This window comes from Erwinia phyllosphaerae (assembly GCF_019132875.1).
GTDB lineage: Bacteria > Pseudomonadota > Gammaproteobacteria > Enterobacterales > Enterobacteriaceae > Erwinia > Erwinia phyllosphaerae.
Window position 1 is genome coordinate 145,516 of record NZ_JAHSPF010000009.1, and the last position, 22,194, is coordinate 167,709.

General features: G+C 55.4%; 26 protein-coding genes and 1 tRNA gene. 25 read left to right on the forward strand and 2 right to left on the reverse strand.

The features are described 5' to 3' along the window. The first annotated feature begins 1 nt into the window (after window position 1). The 22 genes from gpM (at window position 2) to KUE00_RS16325 (ending at window position 17,079) form a co-directional block, all read left to right on the forward strand. Complete coding sequence (gene gpM / locus KUE00_RS16225; protein ID WP_246760939.1) at window positions 2-703, forward strand: phage terminase small subunit; 702 nt, start codon at window positions 2-4, stop codon at window positions 701-703. A 95-nt stretch (window positions 704-798) separates the two neighbouring features. Continuing rightward, entirely contained in the window at window positions 799-1,251 is a 453-nt protein-coding gene (locus tag KUE00_RS16230; RefSeq protein ID WP_246760940.1) for a head completion/stabilization protein, read from the forward strand. Next, window positions 1,248-1,739 (forward strand): phage tail protein, encoded by a 492-nt coding sequence (locus KUE00_RS16235; protein ID WP_246760942.1) that lies wholly within the window; start codon window positions 1,248-1,250, stop codon window positions 1,737-1,739. Before KUE00_RS16230 ends, KUE00_RS16235 begins: the two co-directional genes overlap by 4 nt. Beyond that, the gene (locus tag KUE00_RS16240) at window positions 1,736-2,443 is read left to right on the forward strand and encodes a phage virion morphogenesis protein (RefSeq protein ID WP_246760944.1); all 708 of its coding nucleotides are present in this window, start codon (window positions 1,736-1,738) and stop codon (window positions 2,441-2,443) included. Before KUE00_RS16235 ends, KUE00_RS16240 begins: the two co-directional genes overlap by 4 nt. Then, on the forward strand, window positions 2,440-3,576 hold the full coding sequence (locus KUE00_RS16245) for a DUF2586 domain-containing protein (RefSeq protein ID WP_246760946.1): 1,137 nt from the start codon (window positions 2,440-2,442) through the stop codon (window positions 3,574-3,576). The genes KUE00_RS16240 and KUE00_RS16245 overlap by 4 nt, the downstream gene beginning before the upstream one ends. Further along, complete coding sequence (locus KUE00_RS16250) at window positions 3,573-4,028, forward strand: phage protein (protein ID WP_137241211.1); 456 nt, start codon at window positions 3,573-3,575, stop codon at window positions 4,026-4,028. The genes KUE00_RS16245 and KUE00_RS16250 overlap by 4 nt, the downstream gene beginning before the upstream one ends. 10 nt (window positions 4,029-4,038) lie before the next feature. Further along, window positions 4,039-4,323: a phage holin family protein gene (locus tag KUE00_RS16255; RefSeq protein ID WP_201252111.1), complete on the forward strand. Its 285-nt coding sequence runs from the start codon at window positions 4,039-4,041 to the stop codon at window positions 4,321-4,323. Window positions 4,324-4,325: 2 nt separating this feature from the next. After that, window positions 4,326-4,667: a M15 family metallopeptidase gene (locus tag KUE00_RS16260; RefSeq protein ID WP_182687451.1), complete on the forward strand. Its 342-nt coding sequence runs from the start codon at window positions 4,326-4,328 to the stop codon at window positions 4,665-4,667. Beyond that, window positions 4,667-5,023: a hypothetical protein gene (locus KUE00_RS16265; protein WP_201252112.1), complete on the forward strand. Its 357-nt coding sequence runs from the start codon at window positions 4,667-4,669 to the stop codon at window positions 5,021-5,023. The genes KUE00_RS16260 and KUE00_RS16265 overlap by 1 nt, the downstream gene beginning before the upstream one ends. A 132-nt stretch (window positions 5,024-5,155) precedes the next feature. Continuing rightward, on the forward strand, window positions 5,156-5,419 hold the full coding sequence (locus tag KUE00_RS16270) for a putative phage tail assembly chaperone (RefSeq protein WP_246760947.1): 264 nt from the start codon (window positions 5,156-5,158) through the stop codon (window positions 5,417-5,419). A 47-nt stretch (window positions 5,420-5,466) separates the two neighbouring features. Next, window positions 5,467-5,610 (forward strand): DUF6890 family protein, encoded by a 144-nt coding sequence (locus KUE00_RS21990; RefSeq protein WP_392391217.1) that lies wholly within the window; start codon window positions 5,467-5,469, stop codon window positions 5,608-5,610. Then, window positions 5,607-7,580 carry a phage tail tape measure protein gene (locus KUE00_RS16275; RefSeq protein WP_246760949.1) on the forward strand — a complete coding sequence of 658 codons (1,974 nt, stop codon included), beginning with the start codon at window positions 5,607-5,609 and terminating at the stop codon, window positions 7,578-7,580. The genes KUE00_RS21990 and KUE00_RS16275 overlap by 4 nt, the downstream gene beginning before the upstream one ends. Next, entirely contained in the window at window positions 7,577-7,906 is a 330-nt protein-coding gene (locus tag KUE00_RS16280; protein WP_187494302.1) for a DUF2590 family protein, read from the forward strand. The genes KUE00_RS16275 and KUE00_RS16280 overlap by 4 nt, the downstream gene beginning before the upstream one ends. Further along, window positions 7,903-9,087 (forward strand): baseplate J/gp47 family protein, encoded by a 1,185-nt coding sequence (locus tag KUE00_RS16285; protein WP_246760951.1) that lies wholly within the window; start codon window positions 7,903-7,905, stop codon window positions 9,085-9,087. The genes KUE00_RS16280 and KUE00_RS16285 overlap by 4 nt, the downstream gene beginning before the upstream one ends. Further along, on the forward strand, window positions 9,080-9,667 hold the full coding sequence (locus KUE00_RS16290; protein WP_187494304.1) for a phage tail protein: 588 nt from the start codon (window positions 9,080-9,082) through the stop codon (window positions 9,665-9,667). The genes KUE00_RS16285 and KUE00_RS16290 overlap by 8 nt, the downstream gene beginning before the upstream one ends. Before the next feature lie 9 nt (window positions 9,668-9,676). Continuing rightward, window positions 9,677-11,584, forward strand: a complete 1,908-nt coding sequence (locus KUE00_RS16295) for a phage tail-collar fiber domain-containing protein (protein WP_246760953.1) — start codon at window positions 9,677-9,679, stop codon at window positions 11,582-11,584. Further along, window positions 11,581-12,111: a tail fiber assembly protein gene (locus tag KUE00_RS16300; RefSeq protein WP_201252116.1), complete on the forward strand. Its 531-nt coding sequence runs from the start codon at window positions 11,581-11,583 to the stop codon at window positions 12,109-12,111. The genes KUE00_RS16295 and KUE00_RS16300 overlap by 4 nt, the downstream gene beginning before the upstream one ends. Beyond that, on the forward strand, window positions 12,101-12,826 hold the full coding sequence (locus KUE00_RS16305) for a hypothetical protein (protein ID WP_246761026.1): 726 nt from the start codon (window positions 12,101-12,103) through the stop codon (window positions 12,824-12,826). The genes KUE00_RS16300 and KUE00_RS16305 overlap by 11 nt, the downstream gene beginning before the upstream one ends. Further along, window positions 12,798-13,343 (forward strand): baseplate complex protein, encoded by a 546-nt coding sequence (locus KUE00_RS16310; RefSeq protein ID WP_246760955.1) that lies wholly within the window; start codon window positions 12,798-12,800, stop codon window positions 13,341-13,343. Before KUE00_RS16305 ends, KUE00_RS16310 begins: the two co-directional genes overlap by 29 nt. 2 nt (window positions 13,344-13,345) lie before the next feature. After that, the gene (locus KUE00_RS16315; protein WP_246760956.1) at window positions 13,346-15,022 is read left to right on the forward strand and encodes a phage baseplate assembly protein V; all 1,677 of its coding nucleotides are present in this window, start codon (window positions 13,346-13,348) and stop codon (window positions 15,020-15,022) included. Window positions 15,023-15,593: 571 nt separating this feature from the next. Next, window positions 15,594-15,887: a hypothetical protein gene (locus KUE00_RS16320; protein WP_246760958.1), complete on the forward strand. Its 294-nt coding sequence runs from the start codon at window positions 15,594-15,596 to the stop codon at window positions 15,885-15,887. Between the two features lie 280 nt (window positions 15,888-16,167). Continuing rightward, window positions 16,168-17,079 carry a toll/interleukin-1 receptor domain-containing protein gene (locus KUE00_RS16325; RefSeq protein WP_246760959.1) on the forward strand — a complete coding sequence of 304 codons (912 nt, stop codon included), beginning with the start codon at window positions 16,168-16,170 and terminating at the stop codon, window positions 17,077-17,079. Window positions 17,080-17,223: 144 nt separating this feature from the next. Here KUE00_RS16325 and KUE00_RS16330 read toward each other — a convergent pair. Further along, a tRNA-Ile gene (locus tag KUE00_RS16330) sits at window positions 17,224-17,299 on the reverse strand. 173 nt (window positions 17,300-17,472) lie between these two features. Continuing rightward, window positions 17,473-18,042: a histidine phosphatase family protein gene (locus KUE00_RS16335; RefSeq protein ID WP_246760961.1), complete on the reverse strand. Its 570-nt coding sequence runs from the start codon at window positions 18,040-18,042 to the stop codon at window positions 17,473-17,475. Window positions 18,043-18,588: 546 nt separating this feature from the next. Here KUE00_RS16335 and KUE00_RS16340 point away from each other — a divergent pair. The 3 genes from KUE00_RS16340 to KUE00_RS16350 are packed head-to-tail and all read left to right on the forward strand — an operon-like array spanning window position 18,589 to window position 22,037. Then, on the forward strand, window positions 18,589-19,974 hold the full coding sequence (locus KUE00_RS16340) for an MFS transporter (protein ID WP_246760962.1): 1,386 nt from the start codon (window positions 18,589-18,591) through the stop codon (window positions 19,972-19,974). A gap of 48 nt (window positions 19,975-20,022) precedes the next feature. Continuing rightward, on the forward strand, window positions 20,023-21,063 hold the full coding sequence (locus KUE00_RS16345) for a LacI family DNA-binding transcriptional regulator (protein WP_246760964.1): 1,041 nt from the start codon (window positions 20,023-20,025) through the stop codon (window positions 21,061-21,063). Continuing rightward, complete coding sequence (locus KUE00_RS16350; protein ID WP_246760965.1) at window positions 21,060-22,037, forward strand: nucleoside hydrolase; 978 nt, start codon at window positions 21,060-21,062, stop codon at window positions 22,035-22,037. The genes KUE00_RS16345 and KUE00_RS16350 overlap by 4 nt, the downstream gene beginning before the upstream one ends. The last annotated feature ends 157 nt before the right edge of the window (window positions 22,038-22,194 follow it).

The following is a 22,194-nucleotide window of genomic DNA, read 5'->3' on the forward strand; positions in this document are numbered from 1 at the left end:
CATGAGTCTTTCACCCGCACAGCGACACAGCCAGCGCGTGGCCATGCAGCAGCAGCAGGCGCGGCTTGAGGAAGTGAACACCACGGCCAGCCTTCACCTGCAGATGCAGGAAATCATGGAAGACGTGGCTGTATTACGCAGTCTCGGTACAACGGCAGAGCGCGTGGACATGAAGCGTGATGTGCTGCTGCCGAAGTGGATGCCCACGGTAGAAAGCTATCTCGAACTGGGCCGCGTGTATGCCAATCCGGTGTTCGCGTACTGCGTTGTCTGGCTGTTTGACGTAGGCGAGTTCGATCAGGCGCTGGACTGGGCAGACATTGCCATTGCGCAGGAGCAGGCCACGCCGGAGAACATCAAATCACGATTCCCGGTCTTTGTGGCCGATCAGATGATGAACTGGGCAGAGCAGGCAAGCCAGGCGGGTGAAGACTTAGAACCTTATTTCTCACGGACGTTTGAGAACGTCACGCAGCGCTGGCGGCTGCACGAGGAAATCACCGCCAAATGGTTCAAGTTCGCGGGGCTGCTGCTGCTGCGTGATGAATCAGGACAGGCGCGGGCGGCGGCGTCAGATAGCGTCGAAACGCTGTCTGAGGCTGACCGGCTGCTGGCGGCCGCCGAGGCGAAGTATCACAGAGCAGGCGTAGGCACGATGCGCAAGACGATTGCGGCGCGCATCCGGGCGCTTACGGCTGAATAACGACTACCGCAAGCCGGGTGGGCGCGGATGAGGGCAGAACACGCAGTGTAATGCGCCGTGGATTCCGGTCAGCCCACCTTTTTACGGGGGATTTTATGTTCAGTGGCAAGCCGATTGAATACCAGGACAGCCCGCTGACCAATGACGGATTCTGGCCGGATATGAACCTGTCAGACTTCCAGCGCAGCCGCAGTATTCCGGCTGACGTAGACACGGAAACAGTGGCGAATGCGCTGCTTACGGCGGCAGCGGAGGTAAACAGCGGGCTTGCCGGTGTGCAGGAAATGCACCGGGCGGCAGGATACCAGACCGCTGCTGACGTGCCGGGGGTCAGCATGAACGGCATCAGTCAGCTGGCGGCGCAGTATAAAAAGGCGGTGTATGCCAGGGCAAAAGCGGACCTGATGGGTGAGTTTGCGTCTGTTGGCCGCCGCGAGTCGCATCCGGGACAGGAGAGCGATGAAACGCGCAAGGGATTGCTGGCGGAGGCGTCAGTGACTATCCGCCTGATTAAGGGGCTTAAGCGCGCCACGGTGAGGCAGGTATGAGCACAGAAAGTCAGCTTGAATCACTGACCAGCTTTATTAAGTCAGAAATGCCACAGCGTGCCATGCAGTCATTCACCAGTGAAATGACGGGACTGAAAACCATTCCCGCCGCGCGTGATATGGGGCTGGGGCAGGTGCAGCTTTCGGTGATCCGCTATGACGCAGAACTAATCTGGGAGCGCTTCCCGTACCGTGAGTGTGATCCGCGTCTGCTTATGGCGCTGCTGGAAGTGTGGCAGGCGACTGATACAGAGGACCGGGATTTATTCAGCCAGGTCGGCATCACTAATGCCGATCCGGACTGGGACATTGAGCTGATTGACGAGGAAACCGCAATTGTGACCGTTACGGTGCCGATGGCGGAACGGCTGATTATCGTGCCGGACGAAAACGGGCCGGTTCCTTATCAGGGCGGACGCTACCGGCTGGCCGATCCGGAAATCTGGACGGCGCTGAGCGCGATGATTTACACGGAGGTTGAGGAGTGATTTTCGGGGCGGAGATTAACGCCGCGCAGCTGCGTGACTTGCGCCGCGAGATTGCAAAGCTGGAGCTGCCCGACAAAAAGCGCCAGCGGCTTATCTGGCGCATGGCGAAATATGGCGTGATCCCGGCGGCAAAGCGCAACGTGCGTAATCAGCAGTCACCGGACGGCACGCCGTGGCAGGCAAGAAAAACGCGACGCAGGGGGAAGATGCTGCGCAATCTGCCGAACCTGCTGCATATCCGCGAAATGCCCGAAATTGAAGCCGTCCGGCTTTATCTGCAGGGCGGCGGATACCGAAATGGGGACAAAGCAGTACCGGCAGGGACCGTGGGTTACGCGCAGCAGGAAGGCATGAAAACCAGCGTCAGGGCGCGCGGTAAGGGTCGCACCGCACCGGCAGGGAAAATGGCCACGCTGGCGCAGGCTAAACGGCTGCGAAAGCTGGGCTACAGGGTAAGGCGCGGTAAGCGCTGGCGTAAGCCGCCGTTTAAGGAAATTACCGAAACGATGGGATATGCGCAGGCCGGTCTGCTGATCCGCAAGCTGACAGGGCGGGCGGCAAAAACGGTATGGACTGTCGATGTGCCGTCCCGTCCGTTTCTTGGGATGGGCAGCGACGATTTCAATAAGGCGCTGGCGCGCCAGCTGCAGGCCATTGGCTACGGCTGGGACGTTAATGCGCAGGATATCAGGGGAAGGGTATGAGCTGGCCAAATGTAACAGTCAATCAGCTTAATCAGCTGCAGGGTGAAACAAAGGATATTGAGCGCGTCGTGCTCTTTATCGGACGCGGCGCAACTAACGCCGGGAAGACGCTGCCGGTTAATACGCAGACCGATTTTGATGCGCAGCTGGGTGCGGCGGATTCGGTGCTGAAAAGTCAGGTTATGGCCGCGCTGGAAAATGCCGGTCAGAACTGGTCCGCATTCGTTCACGTCCTGGCCGAAGATGCAGAGCTGTCGGCCTGGGCAGATGCCGTACTGAGCGCGCAGCAGGTGGCATCCGTGGAAGGGGTGGTGTTGTGCGCGGATGTTCCGGATAAGAAAGAGATTAACGCTGCCGCCACGCTTCGCAGCGCGCTGCTGGCGAAGTTCGGGCGCTGGGTGTGGTTCATTCTGTCAGTTGGCGGTCCGGAGACTGGCGAAGCCTGGGCGGATTATCTGACGCGCATGAGCAAGCTGCAGAGCGGAATTTCTGCGTCAGCGGTGCAGCTGGTTCCGCGCCTGTGGGGAAATGAGCCGGGCGTGCTGGCCGGTCGCCTCTGTAATCGCGCCGTGACCATTGCTGACAGCCCGGCGCGCGTGAAAACCGGAGCGCTGGTAAGTCTGGGTAGTGACAGTCTGCCGGTGGACGGCACAGATAAAGTGCTGGAGCTGGCCACGCTGCAGGCGCTGGAAACGCTGCGTTTCAGCGTGCCGATGTGGTATCCGGACTATGACGGGCTTTACTGGTCTGACGGGCGCACGCTGGATGTGGAAGGCGGTGATTATCAGGTTATCGAATACCTGCGTATTGCTGACAAAATTGCGCGCCGCGTGCGTCTGCTGGCCATCGCCCGCATCGCTGATCGCACACTGAACAGCACGCCGGGCAGCATTGCCGCCGCGCAGCAGAGTTTTGCTAAGCCGCTGCGTGAAATGTCGCAGTCAGTCCAGATTAACGGCATTCGTTTCCCCGGTGAAGTGAAATCACCGCGCGACGGTGACGTATCAATCAGCTGGAAAAGCGCTAAACAGGTGGAGATTTATATCGTAATGCGTCCGGTTGAATCACCAAAGGAAATTACCGTGGGGCTGTTACTGGATACCAGCCTGGACAGCACTGAGGGGGCAGCATGAGCCAGCGCATCAGCGGTCAGTCATTCGATGTAAACATCGACGGGGAATTACTTCACGTCGAAAAAATCTCACTCGATATCACGGACAGCACGGCGGCGGCGTCCACGCGCGGCGTCCCTGACGGACACGTAGCCGGGGAAGTCGCTGCAGAAGGTGAGATTGAGCTGAGCAGCAAAACCTTTCAGCAGCTGACCGCGAAGGCGCGTGCCGCCGGGTCATGGCGCGGCATCGATACGCTGGACTTTCTGTTTTATGCGAAGGTCGGCAGCGAAGAAACGAAGGTGGAAGCCTTCGGCTGCAAACTGGTGCTGAGTAACGTGCTGGATATCGATCCGAAGGGCGGCGCTATCAGCACGCACAAGGTGAAGTACTTCGTGACCAGTCCGAAGTTCGTGAATATTAACGGCGTGCCGTATCTGGAAGCGGCGGCAACGGAAAGCCTGATCAGCTAACGGGGATACGATGCAGGACCATGAAAAAACACTGATGCAGCTGCTGGTGCTCGGCGGGATTATCGCGCTGGGCAAGGTGCTGGCCAGTAATGAAAAAATCACGCCGCGCCTGATTGTGGGGCGCGTCATTCTGGGGTCGGCCATTTCAGTCGCAGCAGGTGCGGCACTGGTGCAGTTCCCGGATATGTCGCCGCTGGCGGTGAACGGGGTCGGGGCGGGACTGGGGATTCTGGGTTATCAGTTCTGCGAAATGTGGTTGCGCCGCCGTCTGGGTGGCGACGATAAGGAGAAGTGAAAGTGACGCTATCGGAAAAGCAGCAGTTATTTACCGGGCTGATTGCACAGCTGATCACCTGGGCAAATGATCGCGGGATGCGCCTGACGTTCGGGGAGGCATACCGCACGCCGGAGCAGGCCGCGCTGAATGCGAAGAAGGGCAGCGGCATCGCCAACAGTCTGCACACGCAGCGGCTGGCGGTGGATTTTAACCTGTTTGTTAACGGCGAGTATAAAACCCGCACCGAGGATTACCGGGCGCTGGGTGAATACTGGGAATCACTGGGCGGCAGCTGGGGCGGGCGTTTTAAGTCGAATCCGGACGGCAACCACTTCAGCCTTGAGCATAACGGTGTTCGCTGATGGCCAGAAACGTGCTGTTTTTGCTGGCCGGTCTGGGGCTGGCGTTTCTGGCAGGTTGGACCGGCGCGGAGTGGAAGCGCGACAGCATGGAGCTGGTCGCAGAGCGTGCCGCCGGGATTGCCGCTGACAGGGCGCGTGATCAGCTGCAGGGCGTGGCAAGCGAATCCGCCAGGCAGCTTGAAAACAAACTGGAGGAATTAAAAGGTGCGATACCGGCAGGCATCCGCGCTGAACTGGATAAGCCCGTTTTCAGTAATGATTGCCTGTCTGGTGATTATTTCAGGCTGTACAACGCCGCCAGTGAAAACGCAGAGCATACCCTATCAGGAAAATCTAAAAACAAAATGTCCCGTTAATCTTCCCCGATTAAACGGCACCAACGGCAGAGCCGCAGCAGAATTATTAATTCAGTGGATTGATATTTATTCAACCTGCGCGGCGCGCCATAACCAGCTTATTGACGAAATTAATTTAAGAGAGAAAAAAGCATGAGTGATAAAAAAATTGAAATGACCATCGCAGGCAAAGACATTTCTTTTACGCCGAACGTCACCGCCTATAACAAATATATCAACGAAATCACGATGGGAAATAAAGTTTCCCCGGCGCATAACTTTCTGGTCCGTATTGTCACGCCGGACACAAAAGAAGCGTTGCAGGAATTACTGGCGCTGCCGGGTGCGGCATTACAGATTGTGGGTAAGGTGCTGGAAGAATATACGCCTGAGCTGGAAATCACCGTAAAAAACTAAGTGAGCGGGTCCGTAATATTGACGCCAACGGACTCGAACAATATCTGATTTTACGCCGTCGCTGGCTGCCCGGAGAGGATGACAGCGCGGATAACCTTGCCGCCGCGCTGTGGCTTGATAACCGGCACTGGGAAAACCAGCGCATTGCCATAGCAAACGGCATTGCGCTGGCGTTTAAGGGAAGCGAATGAAACAGCTGGAATTTACGTTATCGCTGATCGACAAGGTAACGCGGCCGCTTCGTCAGGCACAGGCAGGCGTCACGGAATTTGCAGACAAGTCCCGCTCAGCGTTTCAGCGCGTGGGTGTTGGCGGCGCGGCGCTGTGGGGCGTGGGTCAGGCCATCAAAGGCGCGCTGGGTCCGGCCATTGAAATGTATGACGCGCTGCAGGAGCAGACCGCGCGCGGCATCGACAGCACAGCGCTGCAGCAGGTTGAAAAGGACGCGAACCTTTTTGCGATGACCTACGGCAAAAGCGCCGTGGAGTTTGTGCAGTCAACGGCCAGCATTAACGCCGCCATAAGCGGCCTGACCGGTGACGAGCTGCCGAAGGTTACCCGGATTGCCAACCTTACAGCCGCTGCGCTGGGTAGTACGGCAGCGGAGTCGGCAGAGTTCATGGGGCAGATGTTCGGCAACTTCCGTGAGGATGCGGAGCGCCTGGGCAACGTGCAGTTTGCGGAGCAGCTTTCGGGGAAGGTGGCGTTTATGCGTCAGCGCTTCGGCGTGGAAATGGGCGCAATCAAGGATTTGATGGAGGGCGCACGCGGCGTCGGCACAAACTACGGCATCGGCCTTAATGAGCAGCTTGCCGTGATGGGGGAGCTGCAGCGCACGCTGGGTACAGAGGCGTCCGGTTCGTATGAAGGATTCCTGACCGGTGCTGAGGAAGGCGCGAAAAAGCTGGGCATGAGCTTCAAAAATGAATCCGGAAAGATGCTGTCCATGCCGGAAATCCTGATCAAGTTGCAGGCTAAATACGGCGCGAGTATCACCGGCAACGTGGAGGCGCAGAAGGCGCTGGATGATGCGTTCGGTGACAGTTCAGCGGTGGTCAAACAGCTTTGGGGCAACGTGACCGCACTGCAGCGAAACATCACCGAGCTGGGCGGCAATGACGGGCTTAAGCGCACGCAGGAAATGGCCGCGAAGATGGTTAAGCCGTGGGACCGGTTTATTCAGATTCTGGAAGCCATCCGGCGCGTGATTGGTCTGACGCTGATTCCGGTGATTTATCCGCTACTGAACCGCCTGGCGGATATGGGGCAGACGTTCGCGCGCTGGATGCAGATGTTTCCGAACATCGCGCGCGTGGTCGGATACGTGGCGCTGGCCGTGCTGAGCTTTGCCGGTGCAGGGGCGGTGGCCAATATCGTGATGGGCATGGCCACGTTTGTTATGACCGGGCTGCGCGGCATCGTGATGGGGCTGCTGCTGGTAACGCGCCTTTACACCGGGGCGATCTGGCTGGCCAGCGCAGCGGTCAAGGCTTACGCGATAGTTATGCGTACCCTGCGCGGCGTACTGCTGGCCGTGCGCATGGCATCGGTAATGACCGGTGTGGCCATTAACTTCATGAGCTGGCCAATACTGCTGATCATTGGCGCAGTCGCATTGCTGGCCGCAGGCTGTTATCTGCTGATCGCGCACTGGGATGCGATTAAAGCCGCCGTGATAAACACCGAAGCCTTTCAGGCTGTATCCGGTGCGGTGGCCGCTGTAGCCGGTGTATTTGGTAAAGCCTGGGCGTTTATCAGCGAGGGCTGGAATAGCTTCGTGGCGCTGCTGTCCGGTTTTTCCGTGACGCAAACGCTGGGGAATATGGCCAGCGGGATAATGAACCTCTTCGCGAACCTGTGGGACAACATTAAAAAAACCGCGCTGAGTTCACTGAACTGGATTATCAGCAAAATAAACAAAATTCCCGGCGTGGATATTGCGGAATTTGGTGAGCCTGCCGCACCGCCGCCGCGCGTCGAAAATAACCTGACAACCGGCGGCCAGTTAAAAGGTGTTGAGACAGGCGGAATTAATAAAACCATTTCCAGCAACAGCCGGAGCGTAACGGATAACAGTAAACGCATCGAAAAAGTGGAAATTAATACAGGTGGCGGCATGACGCCGCAGCAGCTGATGGAGTGGCAGGAGCTGGCGGGATGAGTGAATTACTGTATATCGATTTGCTGATTGAAAATGGAAACTTTGTTTTAAATACCGGCAAAGAGCCGGTCACCTGTAATAACCGCAAAAGTATTCAGCAGGATATTGCACACGCAATCCTTGAATCCGGGCTGCTGACGGAATTAATCGCGGAGCGCAGTCCGACGATGCGTGCGGATATCCTGACGCGGCTTGAATTACTGATTGAGGACGATGAACGGATTATCCCCGGCACCATTGAGCTGACAGAAGAAAGCCTGTCACGCCTTTGGGTGACGGCCAGCACATATGACTTCGGCGCACTGTCTTACGGGGTGGATATATGACAGACAAACCGCAAGTGGATTTTACGGAGGTGGTGAAAGAAAGCGGGATGCCGGTGACGGAAGTGGAGCTGAAAGCGCACTTTACGGCTATTGCCGCGCAGGAGGGGCTTATCACCAACACGTCGCGCATGTCGCCGTTCTGGCGGCTGGTCACGGCCATTATCACCGCGCCGGTGCTGTGGCTGGCGGACGTCATGATCAACACGGTGCTGGTAAATATGTTCGTGGCCACGGCGGGCGGTCAGATGCTGCGGCTGCTGGCATGGGCGGTAAACGTCACGGCAAAACCGGCCAGCCGCGCTGAGGGCGTGATCCGGTTCACTAAGGAAAGCGCCGGGGCAGATGTGACTGTGCAGGCCGGTACACGTATCCAGACTGAGCGCATTAACGGCGTGGTTTACGAGCTTGTGACCGTTGCTGATTTCACCATTCCGGCAGGGGAATCCAGCGCGCTGATCCCGGTGCGTGCGTCAGATGTAGGGGCCGCGTGGAACCTTGCGCCGGGTTATTACCGCATCCTGCCGGTGGCCGTCACCGGCATCACGCAGGCGGAGAGTGAGGAAGACTGGCTGACCGTGCCGGGCGCAGATGAAGAGAGTGATGACGAGCTGCGCGAGCGCTGCCGCAATCAGTTTAACCTGGTGGGTAACTACCATACCGACGCGGTTTACCGCTCAATGATTGCCGGGGTAGTAGGGCTGAGCATTGATCGGATTTTCTTCCTGCACGATGCGCCGCGCGGGCCGGGAACGGCAAATGCTTATCTTCTGCTGGATTCCGGCGTGCTGTCAGAGCCGTTTATTACGGCGGTGAATGACTACATCAACACACAGGGCCATCACGGCCACGGCGACGATATGCAGTGCTTCGCAATGCCGGAAACCCGGCACGATCTGAGCGTGAAAATGTATCTGAAGAACCTGGACAACGTAACAGCCGAAAATCAGGCGCTGTTGATAAAAAACGCCGGAAACCTGATCCGCAGCGCATTCCGCGAAAACGCTGATTATGACGTTAAAAAGACGTGGCCCTACGCACGCTTTTCATTTTCGAACCTTGGGCGTGAGCTGCACAGGACGTTTCCGGAGGTCGATTCGGTCACCTTTTCGCTGGACGATATCGTCAGTGATTTAAGTGTGCCGCGTCTTAACAGCCTGACAGTGAGCATTGAACATGACTGATTTCGATAAAAAGCTGGCCGGGTTGCGTCTGCCCACGTGGATGCGCAAAGGGGAGCCGGACAAACTTCTGAAAGCCGCGCGCCGGTTCTGGGCGCAGGTTTACGGCTGGATTACGTGGCCGGTCAGCCAGTTTGATCCGCTGACCTGTTCTGAACCGCTGCTGAATCTGCTGGCATATGACCGGGATATTACCCGCTTTAACGGTGAGCCGCTTTCGCTGTTCCGCAGGCGCGTGGCGTTTGCGTTTATCAACGCGCGCGATGCCGGGTCCGTGGCAGGTTTTATCAGCATTTTTGAGCGGCTGGGTATCGGTTATGTGGAGCTGGTTGAGCGCCAGCCCGGCATTGACTGGGACGTAATACAGGTACGCGTTTCTGACAGCCAGATTGCGGACAACGCGCAGCTGCTGCTGCAGATTATCCAGCAGTACGGCAGGACGTGCCGCCGCTATCAGTTTGAGGTGATCACCTCGCAGCCATTCGCCATCCGTGCAGGCTGGGACCAGGGTGAATATGTGGTGTACCCGGCGCGCATCGCCGGGGCGGACGTGGCCAGCGCGACGTTCAGCGCAGGAATTTAAGGAAAAACTATGTCACAGACAGTTATCACGACAGCATTTGAGCAGTGGAAAGCGCGCCAGGCGGAATCCGGTGAGCCGGTTTTACTGGATGGGTTTATTTTTGCGAACGTGCCGGGCCTCGATCCGGCTAAGCCGGTAGACCGCAGTGAGGGCATCCCGCCAGAGGCACAAATCGTTCACCGGCAGGCGGTCACGCGCAAAGGCGTGGTGAATCAGAATGCGGTGGTGCATTCGGTGGTACTGGGCGCGGACACGGGCGATTTTACGTTTAACTGGATTGGCCTTGTGAACAGCGCAACCGGCACGCTGGCCATGATCGTACATGCCCCGGCACAGCAGAAGCTGAAAACCCGTGAAGGCCAGCAGGGCAACGTTCTGACACGTTCATTCCTGATGGAGTACAGCGGCGCACAGCAGGAAACCGGTATCAGTACGCCAGCGGAAACGTGGCAGATTGATTTCACCGCGCGCATGGGGGCGATGGATGAACGTCAGCGCCTGGAAAACAGCGATATTTACGGCCCGGCTGCGTTTTTCGGTGATGGCTGGCTGGTCGGCAAAAGCGGCACACAGTTTTTTGTTTCCCGTGGTGCGGGATACGTGGGCGGGCTGCGTGCGCAGCTGGATGCGGACCAGAATATTACGGTCGGCGTGAAGCCGGTAAAAGTGTGGCTGGACGTGTGCTTTACCGGGACGCTGGCCAGCGTCTGGGGCGTGCAGAGCAAAATCACTGTGGCGGCTGATCTTGCTGATTATGAGCTGGATGGCGTGAAGCATTACGTGTCAGCGCTGGCGGGTATTGACGCCGCCGGGAACATCACGGACCTGCGCCCTAAAGGGTCGCTGGATAATCAGCAGGCCACTGATGCGCTGAAAAAACATGAGCAATCACGCAATCACCCGGATGCGACACTGAAAGAGAAAGGCTTTGTTCAACTGAGCAGTGCAACAGACAGCGCCAGCGAAACGGCAGCAGCCACGCCTAAAGCCGTAAAAGCAGCAAACGACAATGCAAACTCGCGACTGAAGATATCTGAAAATCTTAAAGACCTTGCGGATAAAAACGAAGCGCGAAAGGCTCTTTCACTGGATCAGGTCGGTAACTACAAAGCCGTGCAGGCTAATGGCGGTAAACATTCTTCAGGCGCACACAGTATTTTTATTGACTGGGGCGATGACGGAAAGCTGCACGCGACAGTGGATACAACAGATGTAGGGGCGCTGTTTACCACGGCTAACCCGCCGAGTGCAGCACAGACAGGCGCTTATCCTGTCACCGGTGGCACGCTGAATGAGGAAGCCAGCGTTACCGTAATTTCAAATACTAAAAGTGGTAGTGCGGGGCAGGCACTTTACGCCCCTTTGTTTCGATCCTGTCTCAAAAACAGAGGCGGCGACAGGGATTTTAAGGATGGCGCGTCGGCCTGTTTTCGCATGGTTGAAGTTATCGGAAATTATGCGTTTGCAGAGGTTCTGGTGGATGGTTTTGGCGTGGTCCATTCCTTTGCATTCCGCAATGACGGTAGTTTCAGGGCACCGGCCGCGCTTTACGCAGGAGGGGCCATTGTCTCTACCGATGGCAATGTTTACGGCTCTATCTGGGGAGGATGGATTAGCAACTGGATTAACGGCCAGCTTGGTAACGTAAATAACACTATCAACGCGGTAAATGGCAGAGCTAATGATGCCTGGAACAAAGCAAATGATGCGCAGCTGAACAGGGTTCAGGATGTTGCTCTGGGTGGTGAGGGCGCATTCCTCATTGTTAAAAACGGCCAGCAACGTGTTCCCGGTGGTTGTGTGATGACCGGCTGGAATTATGAAGGCGACAATCCCGGCGGGGATACGGTGTTTTACCGTCCCATTCAGAAATATGTCCCGTCAATGGGATGGGTAAATGTAGGGCATACGGCATGATGTTAATACTCAAAAATTTCACGCAGTACATTCCGGAATATGCGGATTTAATGATCCCCGCGCTTTATTTTCAGAGTGAGAAAGGTGAGGACTGGTATTTTCACCGTATGCGCTTCAGCGATGACACGCTTAAAGTCTGCTTTGACAGCGACGGCGTGATCCGTTCTTTCGGGTTTGACGCATCGCGCCTTTACCCTGGCGGATATTCCGTTGCTGAAGTCGAAAAAGAAGCGGTTCCCGAAGGTATCTCAATTGATGGTTCATGGATGTTTGACGGTTCCGCAATCGTCCCGCGCACCTACACCCAGGCTGAAAGGGTTGAGCTGGCAGATAAAAAACGCCTGTCACTTATTGCTGATGCGGTTGCAGAAATGTCCCCGCTACTGGATGCGGTTGAGCTGGGCAGAGCAACCGCTGAGCAGTCTGCCCGTCTGACAGCGCTGAAAAATTACCGCCTTGATCTGATTGAGCTTGATGTTTCAGACCCGGATAACATTGTATGGCCGGAGCTGAATGATGTGGCGTGAGGCGCGGCTGGCGCTGACGGATGCAGTGACCGCGCTGAACTGCAGCATGGTCCCGGTGCATCCGTGGATTTACGGGCTGGGACAGCAAACCGATAACGGCGCGTATCTGAGTCCGGTTAACGCCACGGCCTATCTGGCGCAGAAGCTGGCAGGCATCGGCGGAAAGTCTGACGTGGTGATTCTGATGGTGGCCAGCCAGACGCATGACAGTTTTATGTCCTCACTGAACCAGCTGACTGAGGTTTTTCCGGCACCAGCGTTTGTGCAGGTAAAGCGGCTGGCGCAGTCAGCCGCCACGCTGGCCACGGAAAAGATGCAGCTGCCTGCAGGTATGAGCGCTGCGCTGCCGCCGTCAGTGCCGCTGTCCGTGCCATCCAGCCGCGCCGCGTTTGCAGCCGCTGCCGTGAAACAGGCACAGAGCGAAGCAGGCGCGGCGGCAGGGCTTGACGGGCTGAAAGCGCAGCTGGCTGCGTTTGGCCAGAAACGTGATGCCATGCTGGCAGACATTGCCGCCGGGCTGGGCGATCTGCAGGGCAAAAGCGCACGGGCATGGGTGTTTACCGGCAGCGGCGATGTGGTGACTACGCTCACGCAGCTGGTGAAAGACATTCCGCAGCCGTCCGCTGTGCATACGGCTGCGGTGATGCTGGTCGGTGACAATCTTGAAGGAATAAGAGGCATGATCCATGAGTACAAACCCGACGCTGGCGCTTAACGGTGAGGGCATCCCGCTTAAAAATATGCGGGTTACCGTTTCAATGGCTTTTCAGGACAAAGACCAGTCCGGGCAGACCAGTTCAACGGCAAAGGCAGAGCAGGGCATCAAGGGAAAAGAGCTGCGGATCAGCGGCGAAATCGGGTTCAGTGATATTGCCCTGCTGAAGCGCATTTTTGAGCTGGCGTCTGCAACTGATGCCAGTGGCCAGCGGCAGAAATACCGCGTGGCGCATGAGGTGGCGCGCGCGGTGAGTTTTCGCGAGGCGACTTTCACTGGCAACGTGGACGCACCACAGCAGGAAGGAAAAATGTCCTGGCTGATAACGTTCACGCTGACTGAGCATGTAAGCGTTCAGGAAAAGCGCGAAGCGCGCGCAAGCGGTAAAACTACGGCCACGAAACAGACCGGCAGCGGCAGCGCGGGCGGCAGAGGGCAGGCCGCAGGCGAGAGTGAAGAACAAATGACGTGGTTTGAGCGCAAAGTGCTTAAGCCGGTGAATGACGCACTGGAATAGCGATGAAACCTGTAACCCGGCTTTACCTGTCAACTGACGAAGTGCATCTGACGGATGCCGCTCTGGTACTGGAGCTTAACAGCTGTGGCCGTGGTTTTATCACGGCAAAGACCAGCACGGATTACACCGGCAAAATGGTCCGCATTGACACCGGCTACCCTGACCGGCTGCTGCGCTGGTTTACCGGATACGTTGAGCGCTCGCAGCCTTCAGAAACCGGCTATCAGCGCCTTTTCATCCGGGAGCTGTGCGGCGTATTTGATCGCGCCTGGCCGTGCGCATTTCAGCACCCGACGCTTCGCCAGATTGCCGCCTGGCTGGAAGAACACAGCGGCCTGACCGTCACCGTGCCGCAGGCAGATTACAGCGACAGGCCGATCCCGCACTTCACGCACAGCGGCACGGGATTTCAGCTGCTGGCCAGTCTGGGGCGCGCCTTCGGGATTAATGATTACATCTGGTATCAGCTGCCTGATGGCAGCATGTATCTGGGCGGCGCTGAAAAGGCACTGTTTGCCGGTAAGCCGGTGGATATTCCGCCGGAGTTCAGCCAGTCCACTGCCGGTGGCAATACGATGACCGTACCTGTGATCCAGTCACTTCGTCCGGGCGTGGAGGTGAACGGCCAGCGCGTGACAAAAGTGCAGCTGAACAGCGACACCATGACAATCACCTGGACGCCGCGAAACCGCACAACAGGTCAGCCGCTGCAGAAAACACCCGTGCAGCGTCAGGTTGAAAGCCATTACCCGGAGCTGGCCAGCGGCCTGCACCTGCCTAAAATGGCGCGCGTTGTTGCCCCGACAGAGGCGGTTAAAAGCGGAAACTTTGCTGACCCCTTCAGGCCACGCTATGCCGTCGATCTGCAGCTGCTTGATGCTGACGGCAATCCGGACGGCAGTACGCCGGTTTATCCTGCCGTGCCGTTACCCGTACCGATGGCCGGTAATGATTCCGGTATGTTCCAGTTCCCGCCAGAGGGTACGCTGGTTGAGGTCGGTTTTACCGGCGGACGCCCGGACAAGCCGTTTGTGCGCCAGACGATGCCGGAAGGGACCAGTCTGCCGGACGTTAAGCCGGGCGAACAGCTGCAGCAGCAGCGCGCGGAAGTATCACAGCGGGTAACACAGGCGGGAGACTGGGAGCGCCAGACCGATCAGGCCATCCGTGAAACGTCCATGAGCCGGGAGGTTAAAGCCGATACTGAAAAGCGTGAGCTGATCAGCAGGGAAACGACTGTGAAAGCAACGGACAGGACCACGGTGATCGGCACGGCGTCACTGATGGCCGGAGCCATTCAGCACGTTACAACCGGCAGTTACAGCGTGGCCGCGCAGCAGAGCCAGCTGATTAAAGTGGGCGGTAATGCGGAAACAGACGTCACCGGCAGCGCGGCGATAAAAGTCGGTCAGGCACTGACTGAGAAAATTGGCCAGCTGCGCCAGAGCATTGCCGGGACGCGTCAGGAAATTATCGCGCCGGTGGTGTGGATTGGTTCAGAGAAGATTAACGTGGCCCAGCTGATGCTTGATACCGTGGCACTTGTGCAGCAGCTGGCTGAACAACTGGCCAGTCATACGCACCCGTCAACAGGACAGCCCACGAACAGCAGCGCTATCGGGCAGAGTGGCCAGCAGGCTGCTGCGCTTAGTAAGAAGTATTCCCCCGTCATTGGCTAAGCCATCACACTGACCCGCTATCACAGCGGGTTTTTTATTACCTGTCACCAGAGCGCCTCAGCCGCACTATGCGTCACGCACATGCGCAGCCATCTCGCACGCCAACCATAGATAGATCATCCGCACAGCGTGGCACTGGCTGCGCGTCAGCCCCGGCAAAATAATCGCTGCGCAGACAAAATCGGCGCTACACCGCACCCGCCTGCAGGTTTTGCATCACGAAAATTTTTCAGTTTTATTTTTTTACAAAGGGCGTGGCCAGACCGCGCCAGTACTGGGGTTCTGCCGGAGTTCGCCAACTGAAAAGAGCGAAAAGAATTTCAGTGTTTTTCAGTTTTCTGGATCTCTGTTGGATCTCAGGATAAATGCAAGTTGTTGAATTTGAATGATATTAAAAATATTACTTCACCTTTTAGATCTCAAGTGGATCTCAGTAAATCTAAGTGAGTAAACCGCCAGCGTAGACAGGGCAAGGGCTGGCGAGGTTTCAGGTCATTTTACAAAACTGAAAACCTCAGTAAGCTATATACTGTTTTTATGTACAGTACTGCTGTTGGCAAGGGGCGAAAAAATGCGACGGTTTTCACTTAATGGCGCGCTTTTTATGTTTATGGAGCGAGGAGAAAAGCTAACTGACGATGCGATCTGGAATGACCGCTGGGGACCGGGTAGCAGATACGTTCTATGGCCACGTGGGGAGTTTTGGGATGTGCGATTCATGCAGGTTAAAAATAATAAACTGGAGTGGATCCAGGTTGCAGATGAGCCATTCAAAAGCCGCGATGCAGCTTGGCAAGTTGCTTATGCTGATTGGGAAAAGCGTATGGAAGCTTTTGAAATAATAAGAAAGACCATACGAGAGTAATTGCAAACTGAAATCTTAATCAGCATATGAAATTAATAGATATTTTATCGGATTTTGATTACTTTGAGTGTTAAAAGAATTGTGTGCTTTAATTTTCATTGGTGCCCAAAAAAGTAAATTGAAAGCAACTTAATTCAAATTATTAGTCGTATTATCGCATATTAAAGCTTAACTGTGATGAAGCAGGTTTTTTTCTTCAGAAGTCATTGGATAGCAGCAGAAGTTCTGTTAAGAATAATTTAACGTTGACGATTTATTTAATCGGACTTAGGAGGTGAGCGTGTTTAATTTGTTAATGTCTGCTGCAGAAGGTACTTGGGATGAGCCAACATGGGTAATCCAGGAGTCAAGATTTTTAGAATATACACATGATGCTATCAAAGATAAGTTTAAAAACTTAAACGATGAAGTTATTGACAAGATTAAAACGTTTCCAGCACTTTTTTGTTATGAGAGTTATGTTAATGCGCCAGCCAAAGTTGGGCAAATAACTGAAATACAAAGAAGGTTTGGTGAGTTAAAAATAACTTTCTCTATACAAAAAGAAATTCCTGAAATCCCTTACGCTCAGCTTTTCCAGATGTTTCCAGATATTGACGTACACCCTTATGGATTTGAGATTAATCGTCATCACTGGGCTATAAAAGACGTAAATTTAATTGAGGTGTTAAAAAAGCATGGTTTTGTGAAAAACCAAGTTCTACTTTCACAACCTAGGCCACCCAAAATATTTATTACTTATTCGTGGGACTCACCTGAACATAAACAGTGGGTTGCTGCATTTGCCGGTAGTTTAAGGCAAAACGGATTAGATGTGACCTTAGATCAATGGCATCTGAGAGGTGGAGAGGATATGTCGGTATTTATGGAGCGATCTATAAGGGAAGCAGACCGGGTTTTGGTGATCTGTTCAGCGAACTATTGCCGGAAAGCACGAGAGCGAGTGGGAGGAGTTGGTTATGAGAGTCACATCCTTACAAACGAAATCTTACAACAAATGGATACTACCAAATTTATTCCTATAATCAGGAGCTTGCCAGATACAAACGCTTTGCCGCCTGCCCTACAAGGTCGATATTACTTTAATCTTGAAGAAGGGGAGGCGTACAACATTCAATTCCATCTTCTGCTACGCGAATTACACAATGCGCCAATGCCAATACCGCCTATTGGTACAAATCCATTTTTATAATTTTAGCGTATTAAGGTGTAAACCTAATGACTAAAGCACGGCACAAAATGAGCCGGGGGGACAAAAAAGGGACACTGAGGTTCTGGAAATAAAAAAGCCACCCTCGAAAGGCTGGCTTAATGCCCTGTTTTTACAGGATAAATTTGGTGGCCCCTGCTGGGTTTGAACCAGCGACCAAGCGATTATGAGTCGCCTGCTCTAACCACTGAGCTAAGGGGCCTGTGGCGCGGGATTATAATGTAACTTGCCGCTGCAATCCAGCGATCCGCTGCTGAGTGCCTGTTTTTTGCGCATATCCTTAAGCATTGTAACTGTTTAAATAACAATCCGTTACCTGAGCGTTATCTCCCGTGTGTATCTCTGTATCCAGCCCCGTTAAAGCAGGTCGCTTCCTTACTTATCATCACCGGTAATAATAGGTGGATGATAAATCGCCGTGCTCCAGTAACGGCTGCTGGCATGTTTTTCGGCCATCCAGCCCTGTTTGCGCAGCTGGCGGGCAATCAGCTTATTCATAATGCCGTGTCCGGCCAGCAGCACATTGCCGCGTGCGGAAAGCGCGATCAGCTTCGCAGCAGCCTGTTCTGCTCGCTGCTCGGCCTGCTGATAAGATTCCACAGAACCGGCATAGCCGCACAGCCACATCAGGCGTAATGCAAAAAGCCAGAGAGAAGGAGGAAGGTTAGGGTAGCCCAGACGCATGATGGGCAGCGAAACCTCACTAAAAAGAGGATCGACAGCATCAAGTTCCAGCCCCAGCTTTTCCAGTGAAGAACGCGCGCGCGGCAGCGGGCTGGCGACAATATAATTCGCCGTGGCGGCAACTTCCCGGCACCTGTCCGGCGGCATGTCCGCCACCAGCGACATATCGTAGGCTTCGCACCATTCGGCCATTGCCAGCGCGGGCAGGCGACCGCCGGAATGATGATCGGGTTTCCCGTGGCGCATAAGAATGATGGTCATAAATTTCCTCAAGGGTCTCAGACGAAGGGCGTTCCGCCGGGGGAAGATGGTTATTGCCATAGCGTCACAGCATTGTCATCTGTAAAGGTTATCTTGCTGACGCTGTAGCCCGTACCAGGATCAGGCGTTAATAAAGATTATTTATGCTGCACGGCAAAGGCACAAAACATTTTGCGCTATGATAAATTAACTTTATGATTTGCAAGAAAATATATATCCTGTTTTCTGTATGAATGTAAAGTTATTCTAATTTATTACGTCAGATTACTTGCTTTATCTACGCGCGTAGATAGAATGCACCGGTAGCAAGAATTCACAGTGTTGATGTTTGTCTGTGCAGCGAAGGTCAAATTTACTTTACGTTTTAATCGACTGGTTACCAAAACCGGCGGGCGCAAAGTAAACAAAACGAAGCCCAACACCAGGGAACCCGTTACTGACCTTTAATTATGGCTCAGCAAAAGCGTGTCATCACTGGCGAATCCTCCGTACTCTGCGGGGCAGCCAGGGAAGGCAAAACAGACCTCTCATCTCAGGGATTTTTTCATGTTGACACAACCTGTCCGACAGGAAGCCTCCTCCTCTGTTTCGGCAGCGGATGAACGTTTAACCACTCCGGAAGGACGTAAAGATTTCTGGCGGGCTACCGTCTCTTGCTGGCTGGGTACGGCGATGGAGTATGCCGACTTTGCCCTGTACGGCCTTGCCGCCGGTATTATTTTTGGCGACGTATTTTTCCCGAACGTGACGCCCGCAATGGCGCTCCTTTCAAGCTTTGCGACCTGGTCGGTGGGCTTTATCGCTCGTCCAATAGGAGCGCTGTTTTTTGGCTGGCTTGGCGATCGTAAAGGGCGCAAAGTTGTCATGGTCACCACCATCATTCTGATGGGGCTCTCTACCACGCTGATCGGCGTCATCCCCGGATATTCCTCTATCGGCCTGTGGGCGCCTGCCTGCCTGGTCGTGCTGCGCTTTAGCCAGGGTTTTGGTGCTGGCGCAGAGCTTTCCGGCGGCACGGTGATGCTGGGCGAATATGCGCCTGCCGAAAAGCGCGGGCTGGTCTCATCGATTATCGCGCTTGGTTCAAACAGCGGCACGCTGATTGCCTCTTTGGTCTGGCTGGCGGTAGTACAGATGGATCAGCAACAGCTGCAGGAGTGGGGCTGGCGCATTCCTTTTTTGTGCAGCTCGCTGATAGCGCTGGTGGCGCTGTGGATCCGCCGTCACCTGAAGGAAACGCCGGTTTTTGAACGTAAAAATGCAGAGATGCAGGCGCAGCGCGAAGGCAAGCTGGTAGCTTATCAGCCTGAAATCCCCCGCACCTTCTGGCAGCGCAGCCGCTCCTTTCTGGTGATGCTCGGCCTGCGTATTGGTGAAAATGGCCCGTCCTATCTGGCGCAGGGCTTTATGATTGGTTACGTGGTTAAAGTCCTGGCGGTAGATAAATCCGTCGCGACCTCCGCCGTCTTTATCGCTTCACTGCTCGGCTTCTTAATTATCCCTCTTGCCGGCTGGCTCTCGGACCGTTTTGGCCGCCGCATTACCTATCGCTGGTTTTGCCTGCTATTAATTCTCTATGCCTTCCCGGCTTTTATGCTGCTGGATTCTCGCGAGCCAGCGGTGGTGATGGCGGTTATCGTTGTCGGCATGGGGTTAGCCTCGCTGGGTATTTACGGCGTGCAGGCGGCGTGGGGCGTTGAGCTGTTTGGCGTTAAACACCGCTACACTAAAATGGCCACGGCAAAAGAACTGGGTTCCATCCTTTCTGGCGGAACCGCGCCGCTGGTTGCGGCCGCGCTGTTCTCCTGGACCGGCCACTGGTGGGTTATTGCAACCTATTTTGCGGTGATGGCAGGCATCGGTTTTCTGACCACGTTCGTGGCGCCGGAAACGCGAGGCCGCGATCTCAACGCGCCGGAAGATGCTATTTAAAATATGCGGGCCGATAAGCGTCGGCCCTTCAGGAAATGAGGTAAGACGTTGGCCAGACAGGGTTTACGCGCAACACGAGCCGACGTAGCCAGAGAAGCCGGAACTTCTGTCGCTGTAGTCAGCTACGTAATCAATAACGGCCCCAGGCCGGTAGCGGAAGCAACGCGGCTGCGCGTGCTGGCAGCGGTGCAGAAGACCGGTTATCGACCTAACAGCCTGGCCAGAGCGCTGGCGCTGGGCTCCACAAAAACTTACGGGCTGGTGGTGCCCAATATCAGCAACGCGTTTGTTGCTTCCTTTGCGCATGCCTTGCAGCAGGAAGCGTTGAGCAACGGCATGGTTATGCTACTTGGCGATGCGGGCGACAGCCGCCAGCGCGAGCTGGAACTGATTAACAGCCTGCTCAGCCAGCAGGTTGATGGGTTGTTTTACAACAGCGTCGATCGTCATCCCTATATTGATATTATTCAGGCCAGCGGCACGCCGCTGGTGATGCTCGATCGGGTTGATCCTGCGCTAAACGTCAATATCCTGCGCGTGGATGAGTGCGAAGCTGCCCGTCAGGTCACCCTACATTTACTTAGCCACGGTTATAAAGAGGCAGGCATGATCAGCGGGCCGCTGGAGATGTTTAACGCCCAGGACCGCCTGGCAGGCTGGCGACAGGCGCTGGCGGAATACGGCGTGACAGAACGGCCAGAATGGATTTTTCCGGCCCCCTATACGCGCGAAGGCGGCTATCAGGCGGCAAAAGAAATGCTACAGGGAGAGCTGCCCCGGGCGTTGTTTATCGCCAATGAGATGCAGGCTATTGGCTGCATCCGTGCGCTGGCAGAGCAGCAGCTTCGCGTGCCGGAGCATATCGCGCTGGTCTGCTTTAACGGTACGGAGCAGTCGGCCTACCATGTTCCTTCATTAACGACCGTGCGTCAGCCGGTAGAAGCGATGGCGAAAAAAGCGCTGGCGATGCTGGCGTCGCCGCAAAACGACGTGCAGCTAAGCGAATTTGCACATCAGCTACAAATTGGCGAATCCTGCGGCTGTACGCTGGCTGCTGCCAACACGCCGCAAAGAAAGATAAAACCATGAAAAGAGTGATTATCGACTGCGATCCGGGCAACGGCATTATCGGTGCCAATGTGGATGACGGACTGGCGCTGGCGCTGGCCATCGGTTCGCCGGCTATTTCTCTGGAACTGGTCACGATTGTGACGGGCAATACGCCGTGCGAAACCGGTTATAACGTGGTTAAAGATCTGCTGAACAGGCTGGATCTGGATATACCGGTACGGAAAGGTGCGACGCGCGCGCTGTTTGAGCCGCCGGAGCCCTGGCGCGAGGCGCTGGATAATCGCGTCTGGCACTCGCAGCTGGATCACCTCTGGCAGGGCGTTCGCCAGCCTCGCGCTTATCAGGCACCGGACGAAGAGGCGGCGGATGCCATCGGGCAACTGATCTGCGCCAATCCCGGGAAGATTACGCTGGTTGCTATCGGGCCGCTGACTAACGTAGCGCTGGCGCTGGAGCGTTATCCGCAGATGGCGGAAGCGGTGCAGGAAATCGCGATTATGGGCGGCGTGTTTGCACTGGATAACTTTATCAAAGACACCAACTTTGGCCTGGATCCGGAAGCCGCGCAGCGGGTGCTGAACAGCGGGGCGTGCATTACGCTGGTGCCAATGGATGTGACCACGCAAACCATGTTAACCCATCAGGATTTACAGCGCATTGAAGCGGCAGATACGCCGCTGGCGAAATTTGTCGGCGAAACGCTGCGTCCCTGGCTTGATTATTCTATGCAGGTCCGTCGGCTGCCGGGCTGCTGGATCCACGATGTGCTGGTGGTCGCCTGGCTGATCAATCAGCAGGTTGCTACAGCGGCAGATTACTATGTCGACGTCGAAGTGCGGCCCGGCATGACGCGCGGAAAATCGTGGCGTTATCGTTTGCCGCTGCGGATTGATATTGCGGCGGGTGAACCGAGCGGCGGCCTGGTTCACGTCCTGCAAACGGTAGATAACGCGCGGCTACTGGCGATGCTGGAGCAGGCACTGGCCCGATAACGTTTTTCCTCAGCGGCGTCGTGCCGTTTTGAAAAGGTTGCTTACATCCTGCATTAAAGCGTGACAACTGCTTCCCTCTCTCACTTCATTTAGCATGATATAAACAAATGATTAACATTTATGCCGTCGTGACGGGCGGACCTTTGTCGTCTTTGAG